General features: G+C 37.4%; 22 protein-coding genes. 15 read left to right on the top strand and 7 right to left on the bottom strand.

Annotation, left to right across the window (positions count from 1 at the left end):
* Positions 1-10: 10 nt before the first annotated feature.
* The 5 genes from CLV94_RS09755 (at position 11) to CLV94_RS09775 (ending at position 5,053) form a co-directional block, all read left to right on the top strand.
* Positions 11-571: a K(+)-transporting ATPase subunit C gene (locus CLV94_RS09755; RefSeq protein WP_121376307.1), complete on the top strand. Its 561-nt coding sequence runs from the start codon at positions 11-13 to the stop codon at positions 569-571.
* A 2-nt stretch (positions 572-573) separates the two neighbouring features.
* Positions 574-1,659 carry a porin gene (locus tag CLV94_RS09760; RefSeq protein ID WP_121376308.1) on the top strand — a complete coding sequence of 362 codons (1,086 nt, stop codon included), beginning with the start codon at positions 574-576 and terminating at the stop codon, positions 1,657-1,659.
* Positions 1,660-1,676: 17 nt separating this feature from the next.
* The gene (locus CLV94_RS09765; RefSeq protein ID WP_121376309.1) at positions 1,677-2,807 is read left to right on the top strand and encodes a sensor protein KdpD; all 1,131 of its coding nucleotides are present in this window, start codon (positions 1,677-1,679) and stop codon (positions 2,805-2,807) included.
* Between the two features lie 46 nt (positions 2,808-2,853).
* On the top strand, positions 2,854-3,219 hold the full coding sequence (locus CLV94_RS09770) for a four helix bundle protein (RefSeq protein WP_121376310.1): 366 nt from the start codon (positions 2,854-2,856) through the stop codon (positions 3,217-3,219).
* Positions 3,220-3,322: 103 nt separating this feature from the next.
* Entirely contained in the window at positions 3,323-5,053 is a 1,731-nt protein-coding gene (locus CLV94_RS09775) for a sensor histidine kinase (RefSeq protein WP_121376311.1), read from the top strand.
* A gap of 1 nt (position 5,054) precedes the next feature.
* On the opposite strand, the gene CLV94_RS09780 is transcribed toward CLV94_RS09775, so the two are convergent.
* A complete protein-coding gene (locus CLV94_RS09780) occupies positions 5,055-5,489 on the bottom strand; it encodes a nuclear transport factor 2 family protein (RefSeq protein ID WP_121376312.1) in 435 nt (144 codons plus the stop codon).
* A 108-nt stretch (positions 5,490-5,597) separates the two neighbouring features.
* Here CLV94_RS09780 and panB point away from each other — a divergent pair, with 108 nt between their 5' ends.
* From panB to CLV94_RS09805, 5 genes are all read left to right on the top strand, one after another.
* Positions 5,598-6,416: a 3-methyl-2-oxobutanoate hydroxymethyltransferase gene (gene panB / locus CLV94_RS09785; RefSeq protein ID WP_121376313.1), complete on the top strand. Its 819-nt coding sequence runs from the start codon at positions 5,598-5,600 to the stop codon at positions 6,414-6,416.
* A gap of 39 nt (positions 6,417-6,455) precedes the next feature.
* Complete coding sequence (locus CLV94_RS09790) at positions 6,456-7,145, top strand: RluA family pseudouridine synthase (RefSeq protein WP_121376314.1); 690 nt, start codon at positions 6,456-6,458, stop codon at positions 7,143-7,145.
* 89 nt (positions 7,146-7,234) lie between these two features.
* On the top strand, positions 7,235-8,572 hold the full coding sequence (locus CLV94_RS09795; protein WP_121376315.1) for a hypothetical protein: 1,338 nt from the start codon (positions 7,235-7,237) through the stop codon (positions 8,570-8,572).
* 10 nt (positions 8,573-8,582) lie between these two features.
* Entirely contained in the window at positions 8,583-9,908 is a 1,326-nt protein-coding gene (locus CLV94_RS09800) for an aldehyde dehydrogenase (protein ID WP_121376316.1), read from the top strand.
* Between the two features lie 56 nt (positions 9,909-9,964).
* Positions 9,965-10,762, top strand: coding sequence for a hypothetical protein (locus tag CLV94_RS09805; RefSeq protein ID WP_121376317.1), 798 nt, complete (start codon positions 9,965-9,967; stop codon positions 10,760-10,762).
* A gap of 57 nt (positions 10,763-10,819) precedes the next feature.
* Here CLV94_RS09805 and CLV94_RS09810 read toward each other — a convergent pair whose 3' ends face one another.
* The 3 genes from CLV94_RS09810 to CLV94_RS09825 all read right to left on the bottom strand — a co-directional run bounded on the left by CLV94_RS09810 (position 10,820) and on the right by CLV94_RS09825 (position 13,398).
* Entirely contained in the window at positions 10,820-11,476 is a 657-nt protein-coding gene (locus CLV94_RS09810) for a response regulator (RefSeq protein ID WP_121376318.1), read from the bottom strand.
* Positions 11,466-12,254 (bottom strand): sensor histidine kinase, encoded by a 789-nt coding sequence (locus CLV94_RS09815; protein ID WP_121376319.1) that lies wholly within the window; start codon positions 12,252-12,254, stop codon positions 11,466-11,468. Before CLV94_RS09815 ends, CLV94_RS09810 begins: the two co-directional genes overlap by 11 nt.
* Before the next feature lie 619 nt (positions 12,255-12,873).
* The gene (locus CLV94_RS09825) at positions 12,874-13,398 is read right to left on the bottom strand and encodes a hypothetical protein (RefSeq protein WP_245982525.1); all 525 of its coding nucleotides are present in this window, start codon (positions 13,396-13,398) and stop codon (positions 12,874-12,876) included.
* 263 nt (positions 13,399-13,661) lie between these two features.
* Here CLV94_RS09825 and CLV94_RS09830 point away from each other — a divergent pair, with 263 nt between their 5' ends.
* The 3 genes from CLV94_RS09830 to CLV94_RS09840 all read left to right on the top strand — a co-directional run bounded on the left by CLV94_RS09830 (position 13,662) and on the right by CLV94_RS09840 (position 17,627).
* Positions 13,662-14,036 carry a hypothetical protein gene (locus CLV94_RS09830; protein ID WP_147406613.1) on the top strand — a complete coding sequence of 125 codons (375 nt, stop codon included), beginning with the start codon at positions 13,662-13,664 and terminating at the stop codon, positions 14,034-14,036.
* A gap of 227 nt (positions 14,037-14,263) precedes the next feature.
* The gene (gene ypfJ, locus CLV94_RS09835) at positions 14,264-15,124 is read left to right on the top strand and encodes a KPN_02809 family neutral zinc metallopeptidase (RefSeq protein WP_121376322.1); all 861 of its coding nucleotides are present in this window, start codon (positions 14,264-14,266) and stop codon (positions 15,122-15,124) included.
* Between the two features lie 61 nt (positions 15,125-15,185).
* On the top strand, positions 15,186-17,627 hold the full coding sequence (locus CLV94_RS09840; protein WP_121376323.1) for an RICIN domain-containing protein: 2,442 nt from the start codon (positions 15,186-15,188) through the stop codon (positions 17,625-17,627).
* A gap of 138 nt (positions 17,628-17,765) precedes the next feature.
* On the opposite strand, the gene CLV94_RS09845 is transcribed toward CLV94_RS09840, so the two are convergent.
* The gene (locus CLV94_RS09845; protein ID WP_121376324.1) at positions 17,766-19,265 is read right to left on the bottom strand and encodes a YifB family Mg chelatase-like AAA ATPase; all 1,500 of its coding nucleotides are present in this window, start codon (positions 19,263-19,265) and stop codon (positions 17,766-17,768) included.
* Positions 19,266-19,461: 196 nt separating this feature from the next.
* Between CLV94_RS09845 and CLV94_RS09850 the strand changes: the two genes are divergently transcribed.
* Positions 19,462-20,664: a sensor histidine kinase gene (locus tag CLV94_RS09850; RefSeq protein ID WP_121376325.1), complete on the top strand. Its 1,203-nt coding sequence runs from the start codon at positions 19,462-19,464 to the stop codon at positions 20,662-20,664.
* A gap of 71 nt (positions 20,665-20,735) precedes the next feature.
* Positions 20,736-22,097 carry a CoA-disulfide reductase gene (locus CLV94_RS09855; RefSeq protein WP_121376326.1) on the top strand — a complete coding sequence of 454 codons (1,362 nt, stop codon included), beginning with the start codon at positions 20,736-20,738 and terminating at the stop codon, positions 22,095-22,097.
* A gap of 30 nt (positions 22,098-22,127) precedes the next feature.
* On the opposite strand, the gene CLV94_RS09860 is transcribed toward CLV94_RS09855, so the two are convergent.
* A complete protein-coding gene (locus CLV94_RS09860; RefSeq protein WP_121376327.1) occupies positions 22,128-24,098 on the bottom strand; it encodes a protein-disulfide reductase DsbD family protein in 1,971 nt (656 codons plus the stop codon).
* Positions 24,095-25,399, bottom strand: a complete 1,305-nt coding sequence (tilS, locus tag CLV94_RS09865; protein WP_121376328.1) for a tRNA lysidine(34) synthetase TilS — start codon at positions 25,397-25,399, stop codon at positions 24,095-24,097. The genes CLV94_RS09860 and tilS overlap by 4 nt, the downstream gene beginning before the upstream one ends.
* Between the last annotated feature and the right edge of the window lie 31 nt (positions 25,400-25,430).

A 25,430-nucleotide genomic window follows, 5' to 3' on the forward strand; every position in this document is an offset into this window, starting at 1 on the left:
CACTACAGAAATGAAAAATTATATAGTAATAGGAATCAAATTAACCTTGGCAACCATCGTTTTCTTCGCTGGAATTTACACGCTGTTCATCTTTGGAATAGCCCAGATAGCACCAAACCAGGGAAAAGGAATTGTGGTTGAAAGCAACGGGAAGAAATTCTATAAAAACATTGGCCAGTCTTTTACCGATGCTAAATATTTTAATTCTAGGCCGTCTGCCGTAGGATATAACGCAGCGGGTTCTGGCGGAAGCAATAAAGGACCAAGCAATCCTGAATATCTGGCAGAAGTCCAAAAAAGAATCGACACCTTCCTGATCCAAAACCCTGATATAAAAGCAAATGAAATTCCTGCCGATCTGGTTACCGCCAGCGGCAGCGGATTAGACCCAAACATTTCGGTACAAGGTGCAAAAGTACAGATCAAGCGTATTGCAAAAACTAGAAACATTGAAGAGTCAAAACTAGAAAAGCTTATTGCTGAAAATACAGAAAAGCCGCTCCTAGGCGTATTTGGTCCAGAAAAAATAAACGTATTACAATTAAACATCGGTTTAGATAAACTAAAATAAAAATGAAAAATTTAGCTACCACAGCTTTTATCGCAATAACTTCTTTCGCAGGAGCCCAAACCGACACGCTGAAAAAATCAGAATCGCCTTTGAAAATTTCAGGCTATGTAGAAGCCTATTATGCCTATGATTTTGGAGCGCCTGAAAACAATACCCGACCAGGATTCATCTATTCACATAACAGACATAACGAAGTCGCCTTAAACTTAGGTTTCATCAAGGCCAATTATGAAAAAGACAATGTCAGGGCCAATCTTGCCATCATGACTGGAACCTATGGCAATGCCAATCTTGCCGCAGAAGAAGGCATCCTTAAAAATATTTATGAAGCCAATGCAGGTGTCAAAATATCAAAAACAAAAAACCTGTGGGTCGATGCCGGAATTTTTGCCTCGCATATCGGATTTGAAAGTGCCGTCGGCAAAGACTGCTGGACACTAACCCGAAGCATCTTGGCTGATAATTCGCCTTATTATGAAAGCGGTGCCAAAATATCCTATACTACCGACAATGGAAAATGGTTTCTTAGCGGGCTTGTCTTAAACGGATGGCAAAGAATCCTACGGGTTGACGGCAACAAAACCTTGGCTTTCGGACATCAAGTAACGTATAAACCAAACGCATCTATCACATTGAACAGCAGTTCGTTTGTTGGAAATGACAAACCTGATACTGATAAAAGAATGCGCTACTTTCACAATTTATATGGCATCTTTCAGTTAAACGAAAAATGGGGTCTGACAGCGGGTTTTGATATTGGAGCCGAGCAAAAAGAAAAAGGAAGCGACAGTTATAATTCATGGTATTCTCCTGTCTTGATCGCAAAATATAAGGCTTCAGATAAAGTCAGCATCAGCGCAAGAGGAGAATATTATGCAGACGAAAACGGCGTAATTATCGCTACTGAAACTCCTAATGGATTTAAAACTTTTGGGTATTCCGTTAACTTTGATTACAGCATTTACGATAATGTCGTTTGGAGAATCGAAGCCCGAAGCTTGAACAGCAAAGATGAAATATTCACCGAAAATGGCGATCCTACAAAACAAAACTTTGTAGCCGTTACCTCATTGGCACTATCGTTTTAATACCTAAACACACTATTTTGGAAAGTAAAAGAGAAGATAACGTACAGCATTTTTTAAACTTAATCCAAAAATCAAGAAGAGGGAAGTTTAAAGTCTACATCGGCATGAGTGCCGGTGTAGGCAAAACTTTTCGGATGCTTCAAGAAGCCCATTCGCTATTAAAAAATGGTATTGACGTTAAAATCGGCTACATAGAAACGCACAATCGTAAAGAAACCCACGAACTGCTTGAAGGACTCCCTCTTGTTCCAAGAAGAAAGTTATTCTACAAAGGAAAAGAGCTGGAGGAAATGGATGTACAGGCCATTATCAGCCTCCGTCCGGAAGTCGTAATTGTAGACGAACTCGCCCACACCAATATCGAAGGCAGCAAAAATGAAAAACGCTGGCAGGATGTTTTCGAGATACTGGAAGCTGGCATAAATGTAATCAGCGCCGTAAACATCCAGCACATCGAAAGCCTGAACGAGGAAATAAAATACATTACCGGAATTGAGGTAAAGGAACGCATTCCAGATAGCGTTTTGGCACAGGCCGATGAAGTCGTAAACATCGATTTGACAGCTGACGAGCTGATTACAAGGCTCAAAGAAGGAAAAATATACAAGACCGAAAAGATTGAAATGGCGCTGAAAAACTTTTTCAAAAGCGAGCACATTCTGCAATTGAGAGAATTAGCCTTGAAAGAAGTCGCCAGCCAAGTCGAACGAAAAGTAGAAATTGAAGTTCCGAAAAACAAAGGTTCCCGACATGAAAAATTTATGGCCTGTATCAGCAGCAACGAGGAAACCGCTAAAAAAGTAATTCGAAAAACAGCCCGCTTGGCAAATTATTACAACAGCAGCAAATGGTATGTACTGTATGTACAGCTTCCCCGTGAAAGTGCCGATAAGATTCCTTTAGACAAACAGCGCCACCTCATTAACAATTTCAAATTGGCAACCGAATTAGGAGCCGAAGTCATCAAAATTGAACACACTAAAATTGCCAAAGCAATCATAGAACAAGCCGAAAACAAAGGCATTACGACAGTCTGCATCGGAAAACCCAGAATGAATCTGATGAAGATTATTCTTTCCACAAATGCTTTCAAAGAATTATTAAATAAGCTATCTTCGAGTGAAATTGATTTGATTATTCTTAGTTGAGAATTGAAAGTTTTTAGTTGAAAGTTTAAGCCATAAAAAAGTAATTATGAAGAATAGCATTATCAAAGAAAAATCATTTCTGTTTGCTGTGAGAATCGTAAAATTGTATCAGCATATTTCAGAAAACAAAAAGGAATTTATTTTATCAAAACAATTAGTCAGAAGCGGTACTTCAATTGGAGCAAACATCTGCGAAGCCTTGCAAGGCGCATCAAAAAAAGATTTTAGCAACAAGATGAATATTTCGCTGAAAGAAGCACAAGAAACTGAATATTGGCTCCGTTTGTTACACGAAACCCATTATCTATCGGAAAAAGAATTTCAATCCCTTTACGAAGATAGTGTCGAACTGATCAAAATGCTTACCGCAATTGTCAAGACATCCAGAGTAAACCTAGACAAACCACACTAAAAACTAGAAACTATCCATTCTCAACTATCAACTATAAACTAGAAACTATCCATTCTCAACTATAAACTATCAACTATAAATTATCACCTATAAACTATCAACTGTGCGAATTAAAACAAAATTAAGGCTCGGAGTCGGATTACTTTTCTTTATGATTGTCTTGCTTGTGGCTCTGGCCGTAAGACAAGTACACGTTATTGCAAACGACACCGAAAATATTCTTGTTGCCAATTACAATTCCCTAGACTATTCCCGCAATATGATGAAAGAGCTTGATAAGATCGAAGGTGAAAAACAATCCTTCGAAAATTTTAATCGCTTTTTGAAATTGCAGAACCAGAATGTCACAGAAATTGGAGAAAAAGAGCTCACCCAAAGCTTGTCTGAAGATGCAAAAGCATTCCAATTACAGCCCGAAAACAAATCCATTGCCAGTCAGATCCGAAAAGACCTCAACGACATCATGAAAATCAACATGGATGCGATACAGAGAAAAAGCATCGTGGCAAAAAAAACAGCCGACAGTGCTATCTTTTGGATTTCTATTACAGGCCTCACCTGCTTTATGATTGCTTTTACTTTGCTCATCAACCTGCCTAGCGATATTGCAAATCCTATAAAAGACCTGACGGAAAGCATCCGACAAATTGCTGCAAAAAACTATTCCCAACGCGTCAATTTTGAAACACACGATGAATTTGGCAATCTTGCGAAGTCCTTCAATACAATGGCGGGAAAACTCCAGGAATACAGCGACAGCAATTTGGCCAAGCTGATGATGGAGAAAAAAAGAATCGAAACGCTCATCAACAATATGCAAGATCCAGCCATTGGCCTTGATGACAAAAACAACATCCTTTTTGCCAATGAAGAAGCTTTAAAAATCTCGGGGTTGAAAGCGAGCGATATTATTGGAAAGTCAGCCAGCGAAGTAGCGCTTTCTAATGACCTTGTCCGTTCGCTGCTACAGCATCTTATTAGTGAAAATACTAAAAAACCACAAGAAACCCTGAAAATTTATGCCGATAACAAGGAAAGCTATTTCGAAAAACAAGTCGTGCCTATTCTTGTCTTGCCAACAGGCGAAGAAGAAAAAAAACTAATCGGTTCTTTTATAATCTTGCGTAATGTGACAGCTTATAAAGAACTGGATTTTGCGAAGACGAACTTTATCGCTATGGTGTCGCACGAATTCAAGACGCCAATTGCTTCCATGAAAATGAGCCTGCAACTGCTTGAAAACGACAGCATCGGAAATTTAAATGAGGAGCAAAAACAATTGGTTTCCAGTATAAAAGACGATGCTAAAAGATTGCTGAGGACCACTGGAGAATTATTAAATATTACGCAGGTAGAGACAGGAAAAACACAGCTAAAGATTGAAAACTGTGATCCAAAAACAATTATTGCCGATGCCGTTGAAGCTACAAAAATATTGACCGAACAAAAAAACATCAGCTTGCATCTGAATCTTCCCGAATTTTTGCCCGAAATAGCTGGCGATCAAGAAAAAACAACCTGGGTCGTTTCCAATCTGATTTCTAATGCGATCCGTTATTCGTATGAAAACTCAACGGTAGTCATTACCGCAGAAGCTAAAGGAAGTTTTCTTGAAATAAGCGTTAAAGACAACGGAATCGGGATTTCCCCACAATATAAAAACAAAATCTTTGATAAGTATTTCAGAGTTCCCGGAGCCGAAAAAGAAGGAACAGGACTCGGCCTTGCCATCAGCAAAGAATTTATTGAAGCACAAGGAGGAACGATTTCTGTAGAAAGCAATCTAGGATTCGGAAGCGAATTCACTATTAAATTAAAAACCAGCATTAGCTGATTCAGCCTTTCCTTCGGGTATCCACAATATAAATGATTTTCCAAGTCTCTTTTTCTTTAAACAATTGGAAAGAATTGACTCCCTTGTGGCTTAGCTTTCCGTTGACATAAAACTCATACGGCGTCCATACATGTGCCATAGCGCCATCAACCTGAATTTTATAGGAAAGTAACCGCTCTTCGAATTTCATCTTGTCAGGAATGCTGACAATCGATTTTATAAAGTCCGAAGCTTTCTCAGTTGACAGCTTAGTCCCTTTTGAGCTTTCAGAAATAGACTGCAATATCAGGCCTGCGTCGCAAACCGATTTTATTTTCAGGCTGTCTCTAGAATGAAAACCATCAAAAAAGATTTCTATAGAATGTTTGATTTCTGATTCTTGCGCGGCCAAATGCTGAAAAGGCAGCAAGAAAACAATAAAAAGTAATTTCCTCATGATGAACTATTTAATATTCCAAAGCATAAAGTTAGTATAAAAAATACGGTTTATGTTACAGCCATAAATAAAGCAATTTGTACATTTACATCTTATAATTTTTACATTATGTCTGTAGCAAAAAAAGATTACAAGAGAATTACGACCAAATCGCTGATTGAAATGAAAGCCAATGGCGAAAAAATTTCGATGTTGACTTCCTATGATTTCACCATGGCAAAAATTGTTGATACAGCTGGTGTTGACGTAATCTTGGTTGGAGATTCTGCCTCAAACGTAATGGCCGGCCACGAAACTACGTTGCCAATTACATTAGACCAGATGATTTATCATGCCTCTAGTGTTGTAAGGGCGATAACAAGAGCATTAGTAGTAGTCGATTTGCCCTTCGGAAGTTACCAGTCTGATCCTAAAGAGGCCTTGCGTTCTTCCATCCGAATCATGAAAGAAAGTGGCGGACATGCTGTTAAGCTAGAAGGCGGAAGCGAAATTAAAGATTCTATAAAAAAGATATTAAATGCTGGAATTCCTGTAATGGGACATTTAGGTTTGACACCGCAATCAATCTATAAGTTTGGTACCTATAGTGTTCGTGCTAAAGAAGATGCAGAAGCTGAAAAATTACTAGAAGATGCCAAACTGCTTGAAAAATTAGGCTGTTTTGCGCTTGTATTAGAAAAAATCCCTGCCCATTTAGCTGAAAAAGTAGCTCAAAGTATTTCCATACCTGTAATCGGAATCGGTGCCGGAGGCGGTGTCGACGGGCAAGTTTTGGTAATCCATGACATGCTTGGAATGAACAACGAATTCAGTCCGCGATTCTTGAGAAGATACATGAATTTATATGAAGGAATGACGACTGCAATCGGACAATATGTTGCCGATGTGAAGTCAAAAGATTTTCCAAACGAGAAAGAACAATACTAATTGTCTTTTGAATACCCGAAAATCTAATCTTCAAAAACAATGAAAACGCTTTCCACAAAGGATAATCTTCAAGTCTTGCACGAGGACAATCATATTATTGTCGTCAACAAACGCGTTGGTGATATCGTCCAAGGCGATAAAACAGGCGACAAGCCTTTGAGCGATGTTGTCAAAGACTATATCAAGGAAAAATACAACAAGCCTGGCGAAGTTTTTCTCGGTGTCGTACATCGACTAGACAGACCTACTACAGGAATCGTCGTTTTTGCAAGGACATCTAAAGCCTTGACTCGGCTCAACGAATTGTTCAAAAACCGGGAAACCCAAAAAACCTATTGGGCTGTCGTAAAAAACAAACCTGCAGAAGCTTCCGCCAAATTAGTCCATTACTTAAAAAGAAACGAAAAGAACAATACTTCAAAAGCCCATTTAAAAGAAGTTCCCGACAGCAAAATTGCCAGCTTAGATTACAAAATAATCAAAGAGCTAAACAATTATGTTGCGCTCGAAATCAATCTGCATACGGGCAGGCATCATCAGATTCGCGCACAACTGGCTGCTATCGGTTCGCCAATTAAAGGCGACCTAAAATATGGCGCTGACAGAAGCAATCCTGATGGTGGCATACATTTGCATGCCAGAAAGCTTGTCTTCATTCATCCCGTGACTAAAGAATCTTTAGAAATAATCGCCCCAGTTCCTAACGACCCTATATGGAAAGCGATTTAATCTTTTTAAGAATAAATAATAGTTTTTTGCGTTAATTTGATAACTTTAAGCCGAAAATTCCCTTAAATTTATACAAAAAAACTACCGCTATGAAACTATTAATTTTCTCCTGCCTCCTGATTACGGCAAGCAGTTTTTCGCAAGACCACTTTTCAGGAATCTCTACCTCAAGAAGAGGTGGACTTTTAAATGCTGCTGCCAACCCGGCAGAACTCGCTAACTTGAAAACCAAATATGAAATTGGTGTCTTTTCAGGAAGCTTTAATCTCTCCAACAACAGGCTTGGATTTGATGATTTGGTAAGCGGCGATGACCTTGAACAAAAGCTTTTTGAAGGAAACGAAGATGTCGATTTGCGTTTCGACGGCGAAGTCTATGGTCCTGCATTTGCTATGAAAATGGACAAATGGGCCTTTTCTTTCGCGACTAAAGCCTACGGAAAAGTCAATTTTACCGACGTAGATCCGACTATTGGTGATGCTGTTACGAATGGAGCCTTGAGCGCTATTTTTGGAGCCACGACAATTGAAAGCAATAAAAATCAGCGTGCCAACGGTACGACTTGGGGAGAAATTGCCTTCGGGGTTTCAAGAAACGTTTATGAAGACGACGAGCACAAATTTAATGTCGGCGTTACGCTAAAGCTATTATTTCCAGGATCGTATGCCAACCTAGGACTCGATCGATTTTCTGGAACCATAACAAACAATCTCGGTGATGTTGAAATGACCGATGCTACAGCACGATTGAATATCGCCTATTCTGGAGATTTGGCAGAAAATTTTACTGATTTCAGCAATTATACAAGTTCAATTTTTGGAAAATTAAACGGCTTTGCCACAGACCTTGGCGTCAATTATCAATGGAAAGACGATAACGACGGCTACAAGATCAATGCTGGTGCTGCAGTGCGCAATATCGGAAGCATGACTTTTAAATCCGACAATAACAACAATACCAATTACGAACTCAACATACCTGCTGGGCAGTCGCTAGACCTAAACCAGTTTGAAAATGTCGAAAGCTTTGAAGAAATAGAACAAATTCTTTTAGAGAGCGGTTTTTTAACGACAACCTCATCTTCACGTGATTTTAAAGTAAAACTGCCAACTGTTTTTTCTGCCTATGCAGATGTGAAAATCATTCCTGATTTCTACGTTACTGTTTTCGGACAGCAAAAAATGAACAAAGATGACAGCGACGACCAGATTACGGCGCAAAATGTATTTTCAGTAACGCCAAGATATTCAACAGAAAGCTTTGAAGTGTATGCTCCTTTGGCTTCTAATGAAATTTCTGGATTTACCGCTGGATTAGGAATCAGGGCCGGAGGATTTTTTATCGGTTCCAGCTCTATCGCTACCGCTTTGATTAATGACGGCGAACAGGCAGATTTCTATCTGGGCTTTCGAATAGGCTTGCAATAATTTAAAAATGATGGATCAAAAGGAAATCAACCGCAGAAAAGAAAAACTCAAGAAATTCTCCCATACCATTTCGCTCCATGAAGAGGAAATTATCGCCGCATTGCATAAGGATTTCAAGAAGCCTGCTTTTGAAGCATTCCTCACAGAAATAAACGTAGTACAATCTGATTTAAAGGATACGATAAAAAACATACGTTCGTGGGCACGACCAAAAAGAGTCAGAGCTTCAATACTTAATTTCCCTTCGTCAGATTATATTTATACGGAGCCTTACGGAAAGACACTTATCATTTCGCCTTGGAATTATCCTTTCCAATTGGCCATTTGTCCTCTAATTGCTGCGTATGCGGCTGGAAATTCTATTGTATTGAAACCTTCGGAATTGACTCCGCACACCTCAAGCCTGATTTCTAAAATTATCAGGGAAACTTTTGAGGTTTCAGAAGTGGTTGCCGTGTTGGGTGATGCCGATGTTGCCAAAAGCCAGCTCTCCAAACGATGGGATTATATTTTTTTCACTGGAAGCGTTGCTGTAGGGAAAGAAGTGGCTAAAGCGGCAGCGGCCAACCTCACTCCTGTTACCTTAGAATTAGGCGGGAAAAACCCTTGTATTATTGACAAAAGCGCCAACCTGCAAATAGCCGCAAAACGGATTGTATGGGGAAAATTCATCAACGCCGGACAGACATGTATTGCTCCAGATTACCTTCTCATACAAAAAGGCATCAAGGCCAAGTTTATCAGCTTATTGAGACAAGAAATCAGCAATGCTTTTGGCGAAGATCCAGCGCTTTCTCCTGACTTTACGAGGATTATAAACAAAAAGAACTTCCTCAGACTCATAAGTTTGATTGAAGAAGGTAAAGTAATTGCGGGCGGAATACATGACGAAGAAATGCTGTATATCGCTCCTACTCTGATTGATGAACCCACGCTAGACAGCAATATCATGAAAGATGAGATTTTCGGGCCGTTGCTTCCGCTCCTTTCTTATGAAACCGAAAACGACTTAGAGAAAATTATTTCTAGATACGAAAAGCCGCTTTCTTTATATGCCTTTACGGAAGATAAGGCCTTTGCCGAACGTATCATCCAGAAATTTTCATTTGGAGGCGGTTGCATAAACGATACCGTAGTCCATTTTTCGAATAAAAGGTTGCCTTTTGGCGGTGTTGGAAGCAGCGGTATCGGAGCTTATCATGGCAAAAAGAGCTACGAGACATTCTCCCACCAGAAATCAATCGTAAAAAAAGCGACATGGCTTGATATTCCCCTACGCTATGCTCCTTATAATAACAAGCTGAAAATGATACGGAAATTGCTGAAATGGTTCTGATACCAAAAAAATAAAAAATATTGATTACTTTCGCGCGACAAACGGACTAATTTACTATGTACAAAATTACTACAACGAAAGAAAAGCTCGAAAACATCAAGCGTGATGGATATTCACTTGAATTTGGCGAAGTTCTTTCTCAAACTTTTAATAATTACCAGAAAATTGTCTGGATTACTGGAGCAGGAATATTGCTTGTTTCCATCGTATTCTTGGGAATCATAATTGGTTTGGCAGGCGTTTTTGTCGGATTGGATGCTTTTGGTCGCGACATTGCCGACTTCCAGATTCAAAACTTTTCGGCTGCCGGAATCATCGTTACCCTTGTAGGCGGCGTGATTGCAGTTGCACTCATCAAGCCTTTTTATGCTGGAATCTTGAGGGTTGCCCATCATGCTGACGCAAGACAGGATTTCGATTTTTCTACGCTTTTTTATTATTACAAAAGCGAATATTTGAAAGAAATTGTGCTTGCCGGAGTATTGATTGGTATCTGCAGTAATGGTATCAGCACAGCACTAGAGTTATCTGGAGTTCCGATTATTGGCGCGATAATAAGTTATATTATCTTGCTTCTGACCTTGTTCACTACCCCATTGATCATTTTCGGAAATCTTAAAGCTGTTGATGCTATTCAAGGAAGCTTGATGCTTGTATCAAAAAATTTCCTTATTCTTTTAGGATTGATGATTTTAGCTGTGGTTTTAGCTTGCTTAGGAATTTTTGCTTTTTGTATCGGAATTATATTCACCATACCGATTATCTATTCGATGCAGTATATGATTTATGCAAACGCTGTAGGAATCGACGATAAGAATGAATTAGATGAAATTGGAAATTCTTCCGAATATTAGAATAACACATAATCAATAAAAAACTCCATTAGATTAATGGAGTTTTTTTATGCCTAATTATACACAGACGATTTTATTTTTTATCGCATATAAAACCAAGCCTATCCTTGTCTTTATTTCCAGTTTGGCAAAGATATTTTCTCTATAGCCGTCAATCGTTTTGGGACTCAGGCACATTTCGTCTGCAATTTCCTTATAGGTTTTTTCACTGCAAGCACGCTTGATAAAGTCCAATTCTTTTTCTTTAAATTCGAGCTTTTTGTCTTTATTATCGATTCTGTTTACTAAAATCCCAGAAACCATTTCCGTAAAAAAGTATCCTTTTTCTATTACGGTTTTTAGCGCATCATAGAAAATTGTAGGTGTTGTATCTTTCAACAGATAGCCTTTCGCGCCATTCTTGATCATTTTGATGATAATATCTTCTTCATTGTTTACAGAAAGTGCTATCGCCTTATAATCGGGCCTGTTTTCTTTAAGCCACATCATTGTCCCCAAGCCATCCAGGATAGGCATATTGACATCTAAAAGAATCAAATCGACCTCGATGTCTAAATTCTCTTTTTGCTCGAGAAACTGTATGAATTCTTTGCCGTTTTCAAAACTATGCGTGACTTCAAAGTCGTTAAAGCTGTTAATCAAAAATTTCAGCGACTGCGAAAACAGCAGATGGTCGTCTACTATAATGACCTTATTTTTTGTACTAGTTTTCATTGCTTATTCTTTTTGGGTAAGTAAATAATAGCTTGGTTCCTGAATTATCCGACTCAATCAAAACGGTAGCCCCAATAAGTTTTGCACGGACAATTATATTATTAAGCCCTGAACCGCTGCTTTTTTTCTTTGCATTAAAACCAATTCCGTGGTCGGTCAGCTTCATTTGTATGGTATCGTTGTCAAGACAGTCAATCTGGAAATCGATTACTTCGCTATGAGAATGTTTTAAAATATTGAGGATGGCTTCTTGGAAAATCCTGTAGATAATCAATTCATGCTCTACATTTATTTCAGGAAAATCTCCTTTCAGGCTAAAAGTGCAATCAATTTTTTTGAGCTTTCGGATTCGTTCTAAATCCAATTGTATGGCTTCTAAAAAATTAGATTCGAGTAAGTTATCTCTATTGATTATTCTTGACAAAGTTCTGATTTCGTCTAGTGACTTAGACAACATGCCTTTTAAATCGTTTAGGTCGTCTCGGCTGACTTCTTTCTGATTTTGCATGTACAAGTTAATCTGCATGATGCCTACTGATAATATTTGTCCGATGTTATCGTGAAGCTCCCTGCTGATTTCCGACAATGTCTGGTCTTTCATCTCAATCCTGGATTTCACCAGCTCTGATTGAAAATGAAGATCGGATTCCATCTTTTCGATTAAAAAATTGGTTTTCTTTTTATGAAAATAGAAAAACAGTACTAGAATCAGTATCAGCAAAGTAAAAAGTACAATGCTTAATGAAATAACTAGTAATTGTATTTCTTTTCGCTCCATATAAATCCGATTATAAAACAACCGTACATCAAAAGATTTAAAATAAACAGCATCAAGCTGTAAATAGTTTCGTTGCTTTCTATCAAAAACCACTTAATAGCCAGCATAAAGGGCAAAAAAGGAACATGGAAAAGCAAGACGCCAAGTATAAACCAAAAAAAAATCGATTTTCCGAAATTCAAAATTTTCTTTGAGTTAAATATTTCCACAAGGTACAAACATGATAGTATTAAAACAAATATAACTCCAAAAGCAAAACTAAACGTAAATGCCTCAAATATCGTTTTTTGTATAAAAATAAAATCACATATATAAAAAAGAACAAAAATAATAAGGAGTATATCGGCGAATCTCTTGTGGTTTCGATGAACCAATAAGTATTTCAAGAGAATCAAATAATAAGTAAAGCTAACAAGTATATAAATATTAAAAACACAATAATTTATGAGTCCTGTCCATCGCGTCAGATTGCTTCCGACAAATTCCGTCAGGACAGAAAAAAAGATCATGCCTAGCAAAGACTTAGCTTTATGACCAGGGAGTTTGTAAAGAAAAAACAACCCTACAATTCCTGCTAATAAAGCTAAGTAAATACTATAAAATCTTAAGTTTTCTAACATTATTTATTATAAGGATATGTCATTTTTGGAGGATTGCCCATTGATCCGTAATTCATTGGAGAAAGATCGGTTATATCATAATGATTTTCCTCTTGGTCAGCTGTGCTATTCGACGTTCCTGTTCCCGCTTTCTGCTCGTCACTTTTTGCTCCTGTCGGCGAAAGAAATACGGTCGTCATTCCTGCTTTCTCTCCTAATTTCGGATCATTTGGATATTTACCAAAATACATTCTGATACCATCGACTGTATATCCTTTATTAATTCCTTCCGTTTTCACATAATTAATATATCTCTCTAGTTCTTCTACAGAATACCACACAGCATTGGCATCTTCCCTAATACTATCAACAGTCGCAGCTTTTGATTGCAATGTATTCATATTATAATTGCTATTCAACTGTAGCGCTAAATCATTTGTAATCAATTGGGTAGGCTTTTCATAAATTCTGTCTTCGCTGCAAGATTGGAGGAAAAAAGTTAAACAAAATAATCCAGCTAAAAAAATAGTTTTTGAGCTTTTCATGTTTTAAAAGTTTAAGTTGTTAATAAGCAACAAAACTATCTTAATTGGAAAAATGTTGCAAGGGGAAAATTCCCCTTTTTTATCAAGCCTTATTTCTTGTCTGCTCAGGAATAACTATTAAAAAATACAGGAAATAAGCTCTTTTACATACAATTATAAAAAATCAATTTTATACCGTTGTTTTTTGTGAGAAAGCTGATAAAGTGCGTATATCAAATAACCTTTATACAACAAGTTAAGTGCAATTTAAAACCTTACAATCTATGAATCCCTCAATAAACCGAATGATCAATATTCTTTCAAATAGAGTGCTGCGTCTAGAAAAAGTAAACAGCGACACTGATTATTCCGACGAAGGTTGGTATGAAGAACAGAAATATGCCCTCTTTTTATATCCAGATTTCAGTTCTGTTTATGTTCTCGAATCCTTCAGCAATGTTTCAGGCGGAAATTTCTATCTGCCGAATCAAAATACTCAGAAATATAACGGAAAATGGAACGTCTGCGAAGAAGACCAAAAACTCTACCTCGAACTGATTTTTGATGATAATTCATCGCAAAAACTAGAAACCGAAAATTTAGGTTATGGAATCCAAAAGCTTGGCGACCAAGTTTGGAATAGGTATCTCATTAGCTAAATTAGTTATAAGTCATTTTGTAGTGCAATTCTGTCTCGTTTGTTATCCTGAATGCCAATACTAAATATAAAACAAAAAGACAAAAAAGCATTTTAGCAATAGGATAAAAACATTGCCTTCTTTGCTTCTTTTATGAATTTTAAATATTTGGTCTTTTCTGATTAATTTTCGTTTTTATGAATAATTTTATCTTAAAAAGTATTTAATTTGTATAAAAACGAACAATTATGAAATGGCAAGGTAGACGTCAGAGTGATAATATGGAAGACCGTAGAGGCTTAGGCTCAACCGGCAAAGTAGTCGCCGGAGGCGGGATTATTGGTATTATTATATTATTAGTAAATATTTTTGGTGGTGAAAATGCCCAAAATATTGCTCCCATTTTAGAACAATTGCAACAAGGTCAATCCGCTTCTACAGAGTCCAGGGAATTGACTGCCAAAGAGAAAGAAGAAGGAGAATTTGTAAATGCCCTTCTAGTTGACAATGAAGATGTCTGGACTAAAATCTTCAAAGAAAACGGATGGACCTATAAAGCGCCTAAATTAGTTTTATTTAGTGGACAAGTTCAGACGGCCTGCGGCGGAGCCAGCTCAGCTTCTGGCCCGTTCTATTGTCCAGGCGATCAAAAAGTATATATGGACATGTCGTTTTTTGAAGAGTTAAAATCGAAGTTTGGCGCCAAAGGCGGTGATTTTGCTGTAGCTTATGTGGTCGCCCATGAAATTGGACACCACGTACAGACGCTTTTAGGGACTTCTGCAAAAATGAGACAAATGCAACAGGGTCTTAGTGAAGCCGAAGCCAACAAACTTTCTGTAGCTTTAGAGCTCCAAGCTGATTTTTATGCTGGCGTATGGACACACTACAACGAAGAAATGAACCAAATCTTAGAACCAGGCGATATTGAAGAAGCCCTAAGCGCCGCAAATGCTGTAGGCGATGATGCCATTCAAAAGAAAATGCAAGGCCAAGTTGTTCCCGATTCTTTTACGCATGGAACATCAGAGCAGCGAATGTACTGGTTTAATAAAGGTTTTAAAACCGGTGATATAAAACAAGGTGATACTTTTGCAGAAATAGAATAAAGGAAGAGGATTCAAATGGAATCCTCTTTTTAAATAAATTAATCCCAATCCCTCAACCAACATGAAAAAAATTATTTATTTCTTATTGCTAATGAATTTTATAACACTTAATGTGTTTTCACAAAATCAATTAATTACCTATGCAAGCCCTCCGGATACATTAGTAGAAAACAATCCTCCATTGCTTGCTCCTTTAACGGGTTTGACAGGAATAACACCTGCAAACTATTTGGTAGGCAGAAATACTAAGTATTCCGTCAGAGTTAAAGAAACAGGTTCATCTACTTGGAAAGATTTATTTGTCTATAGCACTTTTGTAAATAATACCCATGGAACTTTGACCAAAAGCGAAAGGTCTTCATTTGTAAATTTTGATTTCAGTGGTTCGGTAACAATTGAAATTACCTTCAATACTCTGCCTGACCTTAATGGTGCTAGCATACTAATAAGACCTTTATCAAGAAATATTATACCAATTATTGAGGATAATAAAATCATTTTTACTTTAACAAATCCGGGTAAATTTTCGATTGAACCTGGTGGAAATAGATATAGTGGCTTACATCTTTTTGCTAACGGAATTTCAAATTATACAGCTCCTACAGCATCTTCAGGATCTGAAGTATATACTTATGAGGCTGGAGAGCATATCTATGACTTAAACCTGAATAATATAAATAAAAAAATCCATATAAGGTCTGGAGCTGTTTTAATCGTAAGACCCGTTTCCGAAGATTATTCAAATTATAAATCAAGAATAAAATTGCTAGCCAACGACGAAATATACATAGAAGGAGGCGGTGTCTTAAAAGGCGGAGTGATAGCCGAAGATGTCAGCAATGTAAAAATATATGGTAGAGGTATCATCGACTTAACCAATCACAGAAAACAATACGATGAAGTTTTTAGCAATTATGACTATATAAGGCCAATAACCTTTTTCAGATGTAATAATGTCCTTGTCGATGGTGTGACACTCAATGACTCTCAAGATGTAAATATGTTTTTAGGCGATAATAACTATGTTACTATTAATAATGTAAAAGTATTTTCAAGAGCTAGATGGGGAGATGGTATTCACATGAAAGGGTGTATGAATGTTGATATTAATGATTGTTTTCTGAGAACTTCAGACGATTGCATTTCTATATATGCTTCTAGATATACTCCGCCAAGTTGGAATGAAACTTATCTTAACAGACCCGCATTAAATATAAATGTGCAGAATACTAGTTTATATGCTGATAAGGCGCATCCAATAGAAATAGGCTGGCATGGCAATGAAGAAAGGAATGGCATAGAAGGCCTAGATATTTACAATTTGTTTTTTAATAATATAGATATCTTAGAACATGATGAGATTTGGATTAATCCTGATGGGACCGTTCGCGAAAATGCGGGAGATTTCTTGGGCGCCATCTCAATCAACTGTTCAGATGGCAATAAATGCAGTAATTTTTTATTTAAAGACATTAGAGTGGAAGATTTTTCAAATGGAAGATTATTATCTGTAAATGTTGAAAGCGGAGGTGTTGGAGCGGCTATGACAGATGGTAAAAGAGTTGAAAATATACGTTTTGAAAATTTGAGTTATAATGGTTACGGGGAAAAGCCTTCTTCAATAAAAGGATTAAGTTGCGATAGATACGTCAATGGAGTACATTTCGAAAACTTTAAAGTCAACGGAACTTTAATAGAAGACCTTTCAGACTATAATATTAATGGAGTCAATATGATCAATACAAATGACTTTGCCTACAATATTACCTTTCAAGAAGCTAATAATTTTTCTAATTCTCTAGATTCTGGCTTATATACTATTAGCAATTTAGATACAAATTTGTACCTGCAAAAAAATCCTAGCCTTCCGTATGCCAATTCTTTAGCTATTGGAAGTACTTCTTTTGCCGACAATCAAGTTTGGGAAGTAATCAAATTAGGTACAGGACATTACAAAATAAAAAATAACAGCACTGGAAAATTTCTTCAAAACTCAATTGATCTTCAATCTGTTAACTGTAAAGGAAGATATGTACAACTATCAGACGAATCATCTTCGACATTCCAAGAATGGAAAATTGTTGAAGACGGCCTAGGCTACAAAATAAACAATGCCTATACAAGGGCTTATTTACATCGTTCTGATGAAACAAATAGTTATTTATTGGCCTTACCTAAAATTGATAATGAGCCACGTCAAAAATGGAAATTTACTCCATACACTCCACTCATTCCTTTTGGTAGCCGACTTAAAGCTAATAATCCTAAAAATATTAATGTTTATCCAAACCCTTTAGTTGACTATATAAACATTAACAATCTTACAATTAAGAATGCAACATTTAAACTTATAGATTTTCAAGGAAGAATAATAAGCACTAAACAAATAGATACTGAAGATTCTCAAATCTATGTTGGCAATTTGGCAAATGGTATTTATGTAGTGATGATTGAAGATAATGGCCAAATCATATATTCAAATAAATTTGTAAAATCACTTTAGATTTTTTCATTTATAAAACTTAGATAGGGTTTTGTATACCCTATCTAAGCAATAAAAGTTTTAAATCAACATTAAAGCCTATGTACAATAGGCTTTAATGTTTTATCCAAGCCACCCCTCTCTATCCAAACTTCGATACTAAATAGCCTCTGCAATATGATTTGAATCTATATCTGCAGCATTTTCTAAGTCAGCTATAGTACGGGCTACCTTTAAAATCCGGTCATAAGCTCTGGCTGAAAGATTCAGTCTTTCCATTGCCGACCTTAGCAATTGCTTTGACTTTTCTTCTAGCACACAAAATTCTCGAATATGCCTGGAAGTCATCTGCGCATTGTAATTCACCTGGCCGTACTCTAAAAACCTAAGGGCCTGGATTTCTCTTGCCTTGATCACTCTTTCTCGGATGCTGGCACTGTTCTCCATTTTTCTTTCTTCTGAAAGCTTGTCAAACGGCACGGGAGTTACTTCAATATGAATATCAATCCGATCTAACAAAGGTCCTGAAATCTTGCTCATATAGCGGTTCATTTCATTTGGAGATGAAGTCATAGAGGCACTTGGATTGTTAAAAAATCCACTCGGACTAGGATTCATACTAGCAACCAGCATAAATGATGCTGGATAAGTAACCGTAAATTTCGCCCTTGAAATAGTAACTTCTCGATCTTCCAACGGCTGCCGCATGACTTCCAGTACTTCTCGTTTAAACTCAGGCAACTCATCCAAAAACAAGACACCATTATGCGCCATTGAGATTTCTCCCGGCTGCGGGTAACTTCCGCCGCCTACGAGTGCTACATTTGAAATCGTATGATGGGGACTGCGAAACGGCCTTTGGTTCATCAACCCTGCGTCTTTTACTTTTCCAGCTACGCTGTGTATTTTTGTAGTTTCTAAAGCTTCACGCAATGTCATGGGAGGTAAAATGCTGGGCAGTCGCTTGGCTAGCATCGTCTTGCCAGCTCCAGGCGGACCTATGAGTATAATATTATGTCCTCCTGCTGCAGCAATTTCCATACAACGCTTGATAGACTCCTGCCCTTTTACATCACTAAAATCAAAATCTGGAAAATCCAATGTCTTATAAAATTCTTCTCGTGTATCAAAAACAGCAGGCTCCATAGTACTCTTGCCTTCAAAGAAGTCGATAACTTCTTGAACATTTTCGACGCCATACACTTCAAGCTCTGAAACAATAGCAGCTTCCTTTAAGTTTTGTTTCGGAAGAAAAAATCCTTTAAAACCTTCCTCTTTAGCCTTAATGGCAATTGGCAAAGCTCCGCGAATCGGCTGCAGACTTCCGTCTAGCGAGAGTTCGCCCATGATAATATACTTATCCACATCATCAGACTGAATCTGTCCTGAAGCCACAAGAATACCTATTGCCAATGTAAGATCATAGGCAGAACCTTCTTTTCGCAAATCGGCTGGCGCCATGTTAATCGTGATTTTCTTTCCCGGCAGCTGGTAGCCGTTATTTTTTAATGCCGCAGCTATTCGGTAGCTGCTTTCTTTGATGGCATTATCGGGCAATCCTACCAAGTGGTAGCCTATGCCTTTGTCTATATTTACTTCAATGGTAATGGTTGTGGCTTCAACGCCAAAAACGGCGCTTCCGTATACTTTTACTAACATGGCTTATAAATTATATACGCTAAAATACTAATTTTCTTGTTTCAGCATTGAAAAAAATAAAATCTAATTCTGTTAAACTCAGTAATAAATGTGGAATAGAAGCATAAATGAAATATTTTTATCTTTTTAATTAAAAACAGAAAACCATTAACTCATTTTTTTCGTATAAGTAGAACACCCTTATTATTTGCTTCCAATGATTTCTCCTCAAATACCACACAATGAAAAGGAGCGTCTCGATGCCCTCTTAGCGTATAAAATATTAGACAGCGCTCCTGAAAAGGATTTTGACGATATCGTCAAGCTTGCTTCTGAAATTTGCCAGACTCCGATTTCAACCATTACTCTTGTCGACAAGGATCGCCAGTGGTTCAAGTCAAAAATAGGCCTTGAATTTTCTGAAGGAGCTCGAGAAACCTCTTTTTGCGCCCACACGCTAAACAATCCTAAAGAGATGCTTATTATTCCTGATTCTTTAGATGACGATCGCTTTTATGATAGTCCGCTGGTGACTGGATTTCCGAACATACGCTGTTATGTAGGAGTTCCTTTGGTAGATCCGAATGGCTATGCTTTAGGATCGCTCTGTGTGATTGACAATCACCCTAGAAGCTTGGATAATTTTCAGCTCTTGGCTCTAGAAAAGCTGGCAAATCAAGTCATTAATCTTTTAGAATTGCGAAAGAAGAATTTCCAATTGATGGAAAACCACAATATGCTGCTTTCGAAATACAAGGATTTGGAACAATTTGCCTCTATCGTTTCACATGATATAAAATCTCCCTTGAACAATATCATGATGCTCGCCAAAATGCTTCAGGAAACCAATCATGATCGATTAGATGACGAAGGAATACAGATGCTAGATTATATTTATAAGTCGTCTGAAGAGCTAAAAAAACTGGTCGATGCGATTTTGGAATATTATAAATATGATAATGAGCAGGTAATCACCAACGAGAACATAAGGCTGAACGATTTTATGCAGTACCTTATCGACATATTGGATACCAAAAATGAATTCGAATTCATATTGCCCGAAAAGAACCATAAGATACAGTCAAATAAGATGGCTTTGGGTCAGATTTTTTACAATCTGATCAGTAACAGCATAAAGTACAATGACAAGCCAAAGGGAATCATTTATATTAATTTCTCCGAAACAGAAGATTATTATGCCATCTCTATTAAAGATAATGGCTGCGGAATTGAGAAGGATAATTACGACAAAATCTTCAACATTTTTGAGACGTTAGGAAAAACAGATCGCTTTGCCACAAAAGGCACTGGTATCGGACTTTCAACCGTACAAAAGATGGTCCAAAAATTAAATGGAAAAATAGAACTCGATTCAGAATTGGGCTTAGGAACTGAATTTAGGATTTTTCTTAAAAAGTAATACCTCCCCATTTTCCATATCTCAGCCAAAATGTTTATATTTAAATATCTTGGCTGATTTTTTTTAAAACTATGAAGAAACAAAAACTGGTAATTATTGGAGGTGATGCGGCGGGAATGAGTGCTGCGTCCAAAGTACGGAGAGAAAATAAAGAAATAGAGATCATTGTCTTTGAAAAATCAGAGTATACCTCCTATTCGGCTTGCGGAATTCCTTATTTTATTTCGGGAAAAATCAGCTCTTCTGAAAAACTTATTGTCAGAAGTCCGGAGCAATTCAAAAAAAAATACAATATAGATGCGCGTATCTTACACGAAGTACTTGAGGTAGATACTTCCAACAACAGGGTTTTAGTAAAAAACAGCACAGAAAAAACACAGTTCTGGGAAAATTATGATAAACTCTTGATTGCTACTGGCGGAAAAGCATACTGTCCTGATGTCGCAAATAGAGATGCTAACGGGATCTTTGGTGTATCAACATTGCGAAGCGGTATAAAAATCGACAGCTATATAAAAGATTTCAATCCCAAAAATGCAGTGATTGTCGGCGGTGGCTATATCGGTTTAGAAATGGCAGAAGCACTGCTCATAAGAGGACTGAAAGTATCCTTGGTCAATCGTTCGGAAGAGATCATGAATACATTAGATCCTGATATGGGAACGCTAATCCACAAAGCCATGAAAAACCTAGGCGTAACAATCTATTCAAACGAAGAATTGAAGCATTTCGAAACCGAAAAGGATAGAATTTCTGCCGTAGTAACCAATAAGCGAACGCTTAAAGCTGATTTGGTTATTTTAGGAATGGGCACTAGCCCAAATACCGCTTTTCTGAAAAACTCTAAAATTGCACTATCCGAAAAAGGCGCCGTTAAAGTCGCAAGAACACAGCGAACAAATATCCGAAACATTTGGTCTGCTGGTGATTGTGCGGAAACGTTCCATCTCGTGAGCAAAAAACCATTTTATGTGTCATTAGGAACAGTGGCCAACAAAACTGGCGTAATTGCCGGAAAGAATATTGCAGGTGGTAAAGCCGTATTTCCGGGCGTAGTAGGCACAGCAGTGTGCAAAATATGCTCTTACGAAGTAGCGAGAACCGGACTGCTAGAAAAGGAACTACAAAAATTAAATATTGAGTATGTCACTACAACTATACAATCCAAAACCAGGGCACATTATTATCCTGATGCAAAAGACATCACTGTAAAGTTAATCGCTGACAAAAAAACAGGAAGGCTCTTAGGAGGCCAGATTGTAGGCGAAGAAGGTGCTGCTAAAAGAATTGATGTTTTAGCGACTGCCTTGACAAACAGGCTTACCTTGAGAAACATTATTGATCTAGATCTGTCGTATGCTCCGCCCTTCTCACCTGTCTGGGATCCGGTGCAGATTGCAGCAAGAAAATTGATAAGTCAGTTAGGAAAATAAAAAAAGCCTCAAAATTTGAGGCTTTTTTTATTATTTAGTATGTTTTGAAATTCCTGATTTCAACCAAGATTCGTACTCTGTAATATCGGGCGTATAGCCTACAGGCTCATTCAAGTCTTTCCCTTCAGAATCAAGGATAATATAATAAGGCTGAGCATTCGCTTTATATCTTGTAATCTGGAAATCGCTCCATTTGTTTCCTTTGGTCTTTATTTTTCTGCCTGTTTCCTTAGAAACGTATTTATCGCTTTCAGGTAGTTCTTGCTTTTCATCCACGTATAAAGAGATCAGCACTACATCGTTTTTAAGTATGGATTGTATCTTGGCGTCCGACCATACAAAGTCTTCCATCTTACGGCAGTTCTCACAGCCAAATCCTGTAAAATCGAGTAAAATAGGCTTATTGACTTTTTTGGCATAAGCAACTCCTTGGTCATAATCCGTAAAAGCAACAATATCATGAACGGCTAATTTTGCACCTTCGGGCAATTCTTCTCCAGAAGAAGCTCCTCCTCCTTTTGAATTACCAACTCCATAAGGCGACTCACTATAGGTAATTGAAGGCGGGAAACCACTGATAATTTTTAATGGCGCTCCCCAAAGCCCCGGAATCAAATATATCGTAAAAGATAATACCAAAAGTCCTAGTGAAAACCTTCCGACCGAAATATGCGAAAGCGGACTATCATGCGGCAGTGTTATTTTTCCAAATAAATAAAGCGCCCAGGCTCCAAAAACAGCAATCCAAATAGCCAAGAACACTTCTCTTTCTAGCAAATGTGTCTGCATAACCAAATCTGCTTTAGAAAGGAATTTAAAGGCAAAAGCCAATTCTAGGAACCCTAAAGAAACTTTAACCGTATTCAACCATCCACCTGATTTTGGTAATGAATTCATCCATCCTGGGAATAAGGCAAAAAGCATAAATGGCAACGCTAAAGCCAATGAGAAACCAACCATTCCGACAATCGGTGCAATACCGCCTTTTGAGGCAGCTTCCACTAAAAGTGAACCAACGATGGGACCTGTACAAGAGAAAGAAACTATTGCTAAAGCCAAGGCCATGAAAAAGATTCCGATGAATCCTCCTCTGTCTGCCTGTCGGTCAACTTTATTCGCCCAAGAATTCGGCAAGACTATTTCAAAAGCACCTAAGAAAGACGATGCAAAAAAGATCAAAAGGATAAAGAAAATGATATTGAACCATACGTTCGTCGACAAGGCATTAAGTGCATCAGCACCAAAGATTGCCGTAACCAGCGAACCCAAGATTACATAAATCAGGATAATGGAAATACCGTACAAGATAGCATTTCTGATTCCTTGCGCTTTGGTCTTGCTTTGTTTTGTAAAAAAGCTTACCGTCATTGGGATCATTGGAAAAACGCATGGTGTCAATAACGCTGCAAAGCCTGAGAAAAAGGCAATTAAAAAGATCGAAAGCAATCCTTTTTCAGCTTCTTTTGCTGGTGTCTGAGCTACAGTTTGTTCTGTTTTCTTTTCCGTTTTGGTTACTACAGGTTCGGAAAAAGTCATTACTTCTTGAGCTGCAAGATTTTTTAGATCAAACTCGAAATACTTGTTCTGCTGAATGCAGACTTTTTTGCAGACCTGATACGACAATTCAATCTGAATCAGGTTATTTTCTTTATTATTGATTTTTATTTTTTGCTGTAGCTGAACAATATTTTCAAAAAACGTTTCGTCTATCTCAAAAACCTCATTAAATTCTGTTCTAGTCTTGCTTTCTGTAGCTTTTCCAATAGGCTCAAAATTACCTTCTCCGTTATTCATCAGCACTTCTAGCGGATTGACACCACCTTCTGGCGTAAACTGCGAATACATATGCCATTCTGGTTCAATGATTCCATTAAAAGTCAAAAGATATTCTGTATCGGAGGTCTTCTCTATTTTTGAAGTCCATTTTACAGGATCTAAAATTTGAGCGTTAGAAGAAATAAAAGCGAAGAAAAAGAACAGTAGGAGGCTTATTTTTTTCATTTTAAGGTTTCTATTTTTAATATTTCTTGAGTTGTGTTGTTTACATAAAATCTTCGGTCTGAACGTTTTCCAATAATCCAGACAACCTTATCGTCTGAAATCAGAAGCCAAGTACTTTCTTTTTCGCTCAAAGACATTTTCTCGTCCTTAAAATACTTGCTGACTTTCTTCTTGCCGTCAATTCCTGCTGGGCAAAAATAATCACCTTCACGCCATTTTCGAATATGCAAGGGGAACTTTAACGTTTCTTTATCTACGTAAATCGTAGCGGTATCGGATTGTTTTTGAATTTGATCTGCGGCAGAGATTTTCAGATGTATCGGAAATTTTATTTCGTCTTCAGAAATTTCATAAATGGCTGAGTCTTTTTCTGAAATAGGCTCTAAAATAAGGTACTCACGGTCTTTCAGCAATCTATAATTTTCTGATACGATCACTTTTCCAGACTGAGCATCAACCAATTCATAAATGTCTTGCCAAGCTTTGAAACCGAAAGGCCTGAGCCATTCGAACAAATAGGCTTGATAGTTGGGAAGCCTCTTCAATTCTGCAATATTGAAATGTTTTTGGTTTTCTTTTTCGGAAACGACTTGCTTATAAATTAAAACGGAAGCGTCTTCTGCCAACGATTTTACTTGTTGCAGATGGCTTAAAGTGTCTTGGAAAGAATCTAAAAAAGCAGGGTTGAGGCTTTTTAATATCGGAACCACATCATGGCGTAATTTATTTCGTAAGTATTTATCCGATGAATTGCTGCTGTCTTCGCGCCATTGGATCTTATTTTCAGCAGCAAAATCTTGAATTTCCTCACGACTGAAAGTTAAAAGTGGGCGAACAATTTTATCGTTCTGAACAGGAATTCCGGTCAAGCCTTCCAAGCCAGTGCCACGGGAAAAATTAATCAGGAAAGTTTCTAAATTATCATCTAAATGATGCGCCGTCAACACATAATCTAAGTTGTTTTCTTGAAGTAATTGATGAAACCAAATGTATCGTAACTGACGTGCCGCTACTTGAATGGATAGTTTATTATCTTTAGCAAAACTATTTGTATCAAAAGTAGTTACAAATAATTTAAAGTTATTTTCAGAAGCAAAATTTCTGATAAACTCTTCATCTTCGTCGCTTTCTTTTCCTCTCAACTGAAAATTGCAATGAGCCAGCCAAACCGTATAACCAGACTGCTTCAGCAAGTGCGCTAAAACCATGCTGTCAATGCCTCCACTGAGAGCCAATAGCAGTTTTTTTTCTCTTAAGAAAGGAAGGTTTTCGGCAAGATATTTCTGAAATTTCAAAAGCATTTTCAAAGATAGGAAAAGGAAAAATTAATAC

The sequence above is a fragment of the Flavobacterium endophyticum genome (assembly GCF_003634455.1).
GTDB lineage: Bacteria > Bacteroidota > Bacteroidia > Flavobacteriales > Flavobacteriaceae > Flavobacterium > Flavobacterium endophyticum.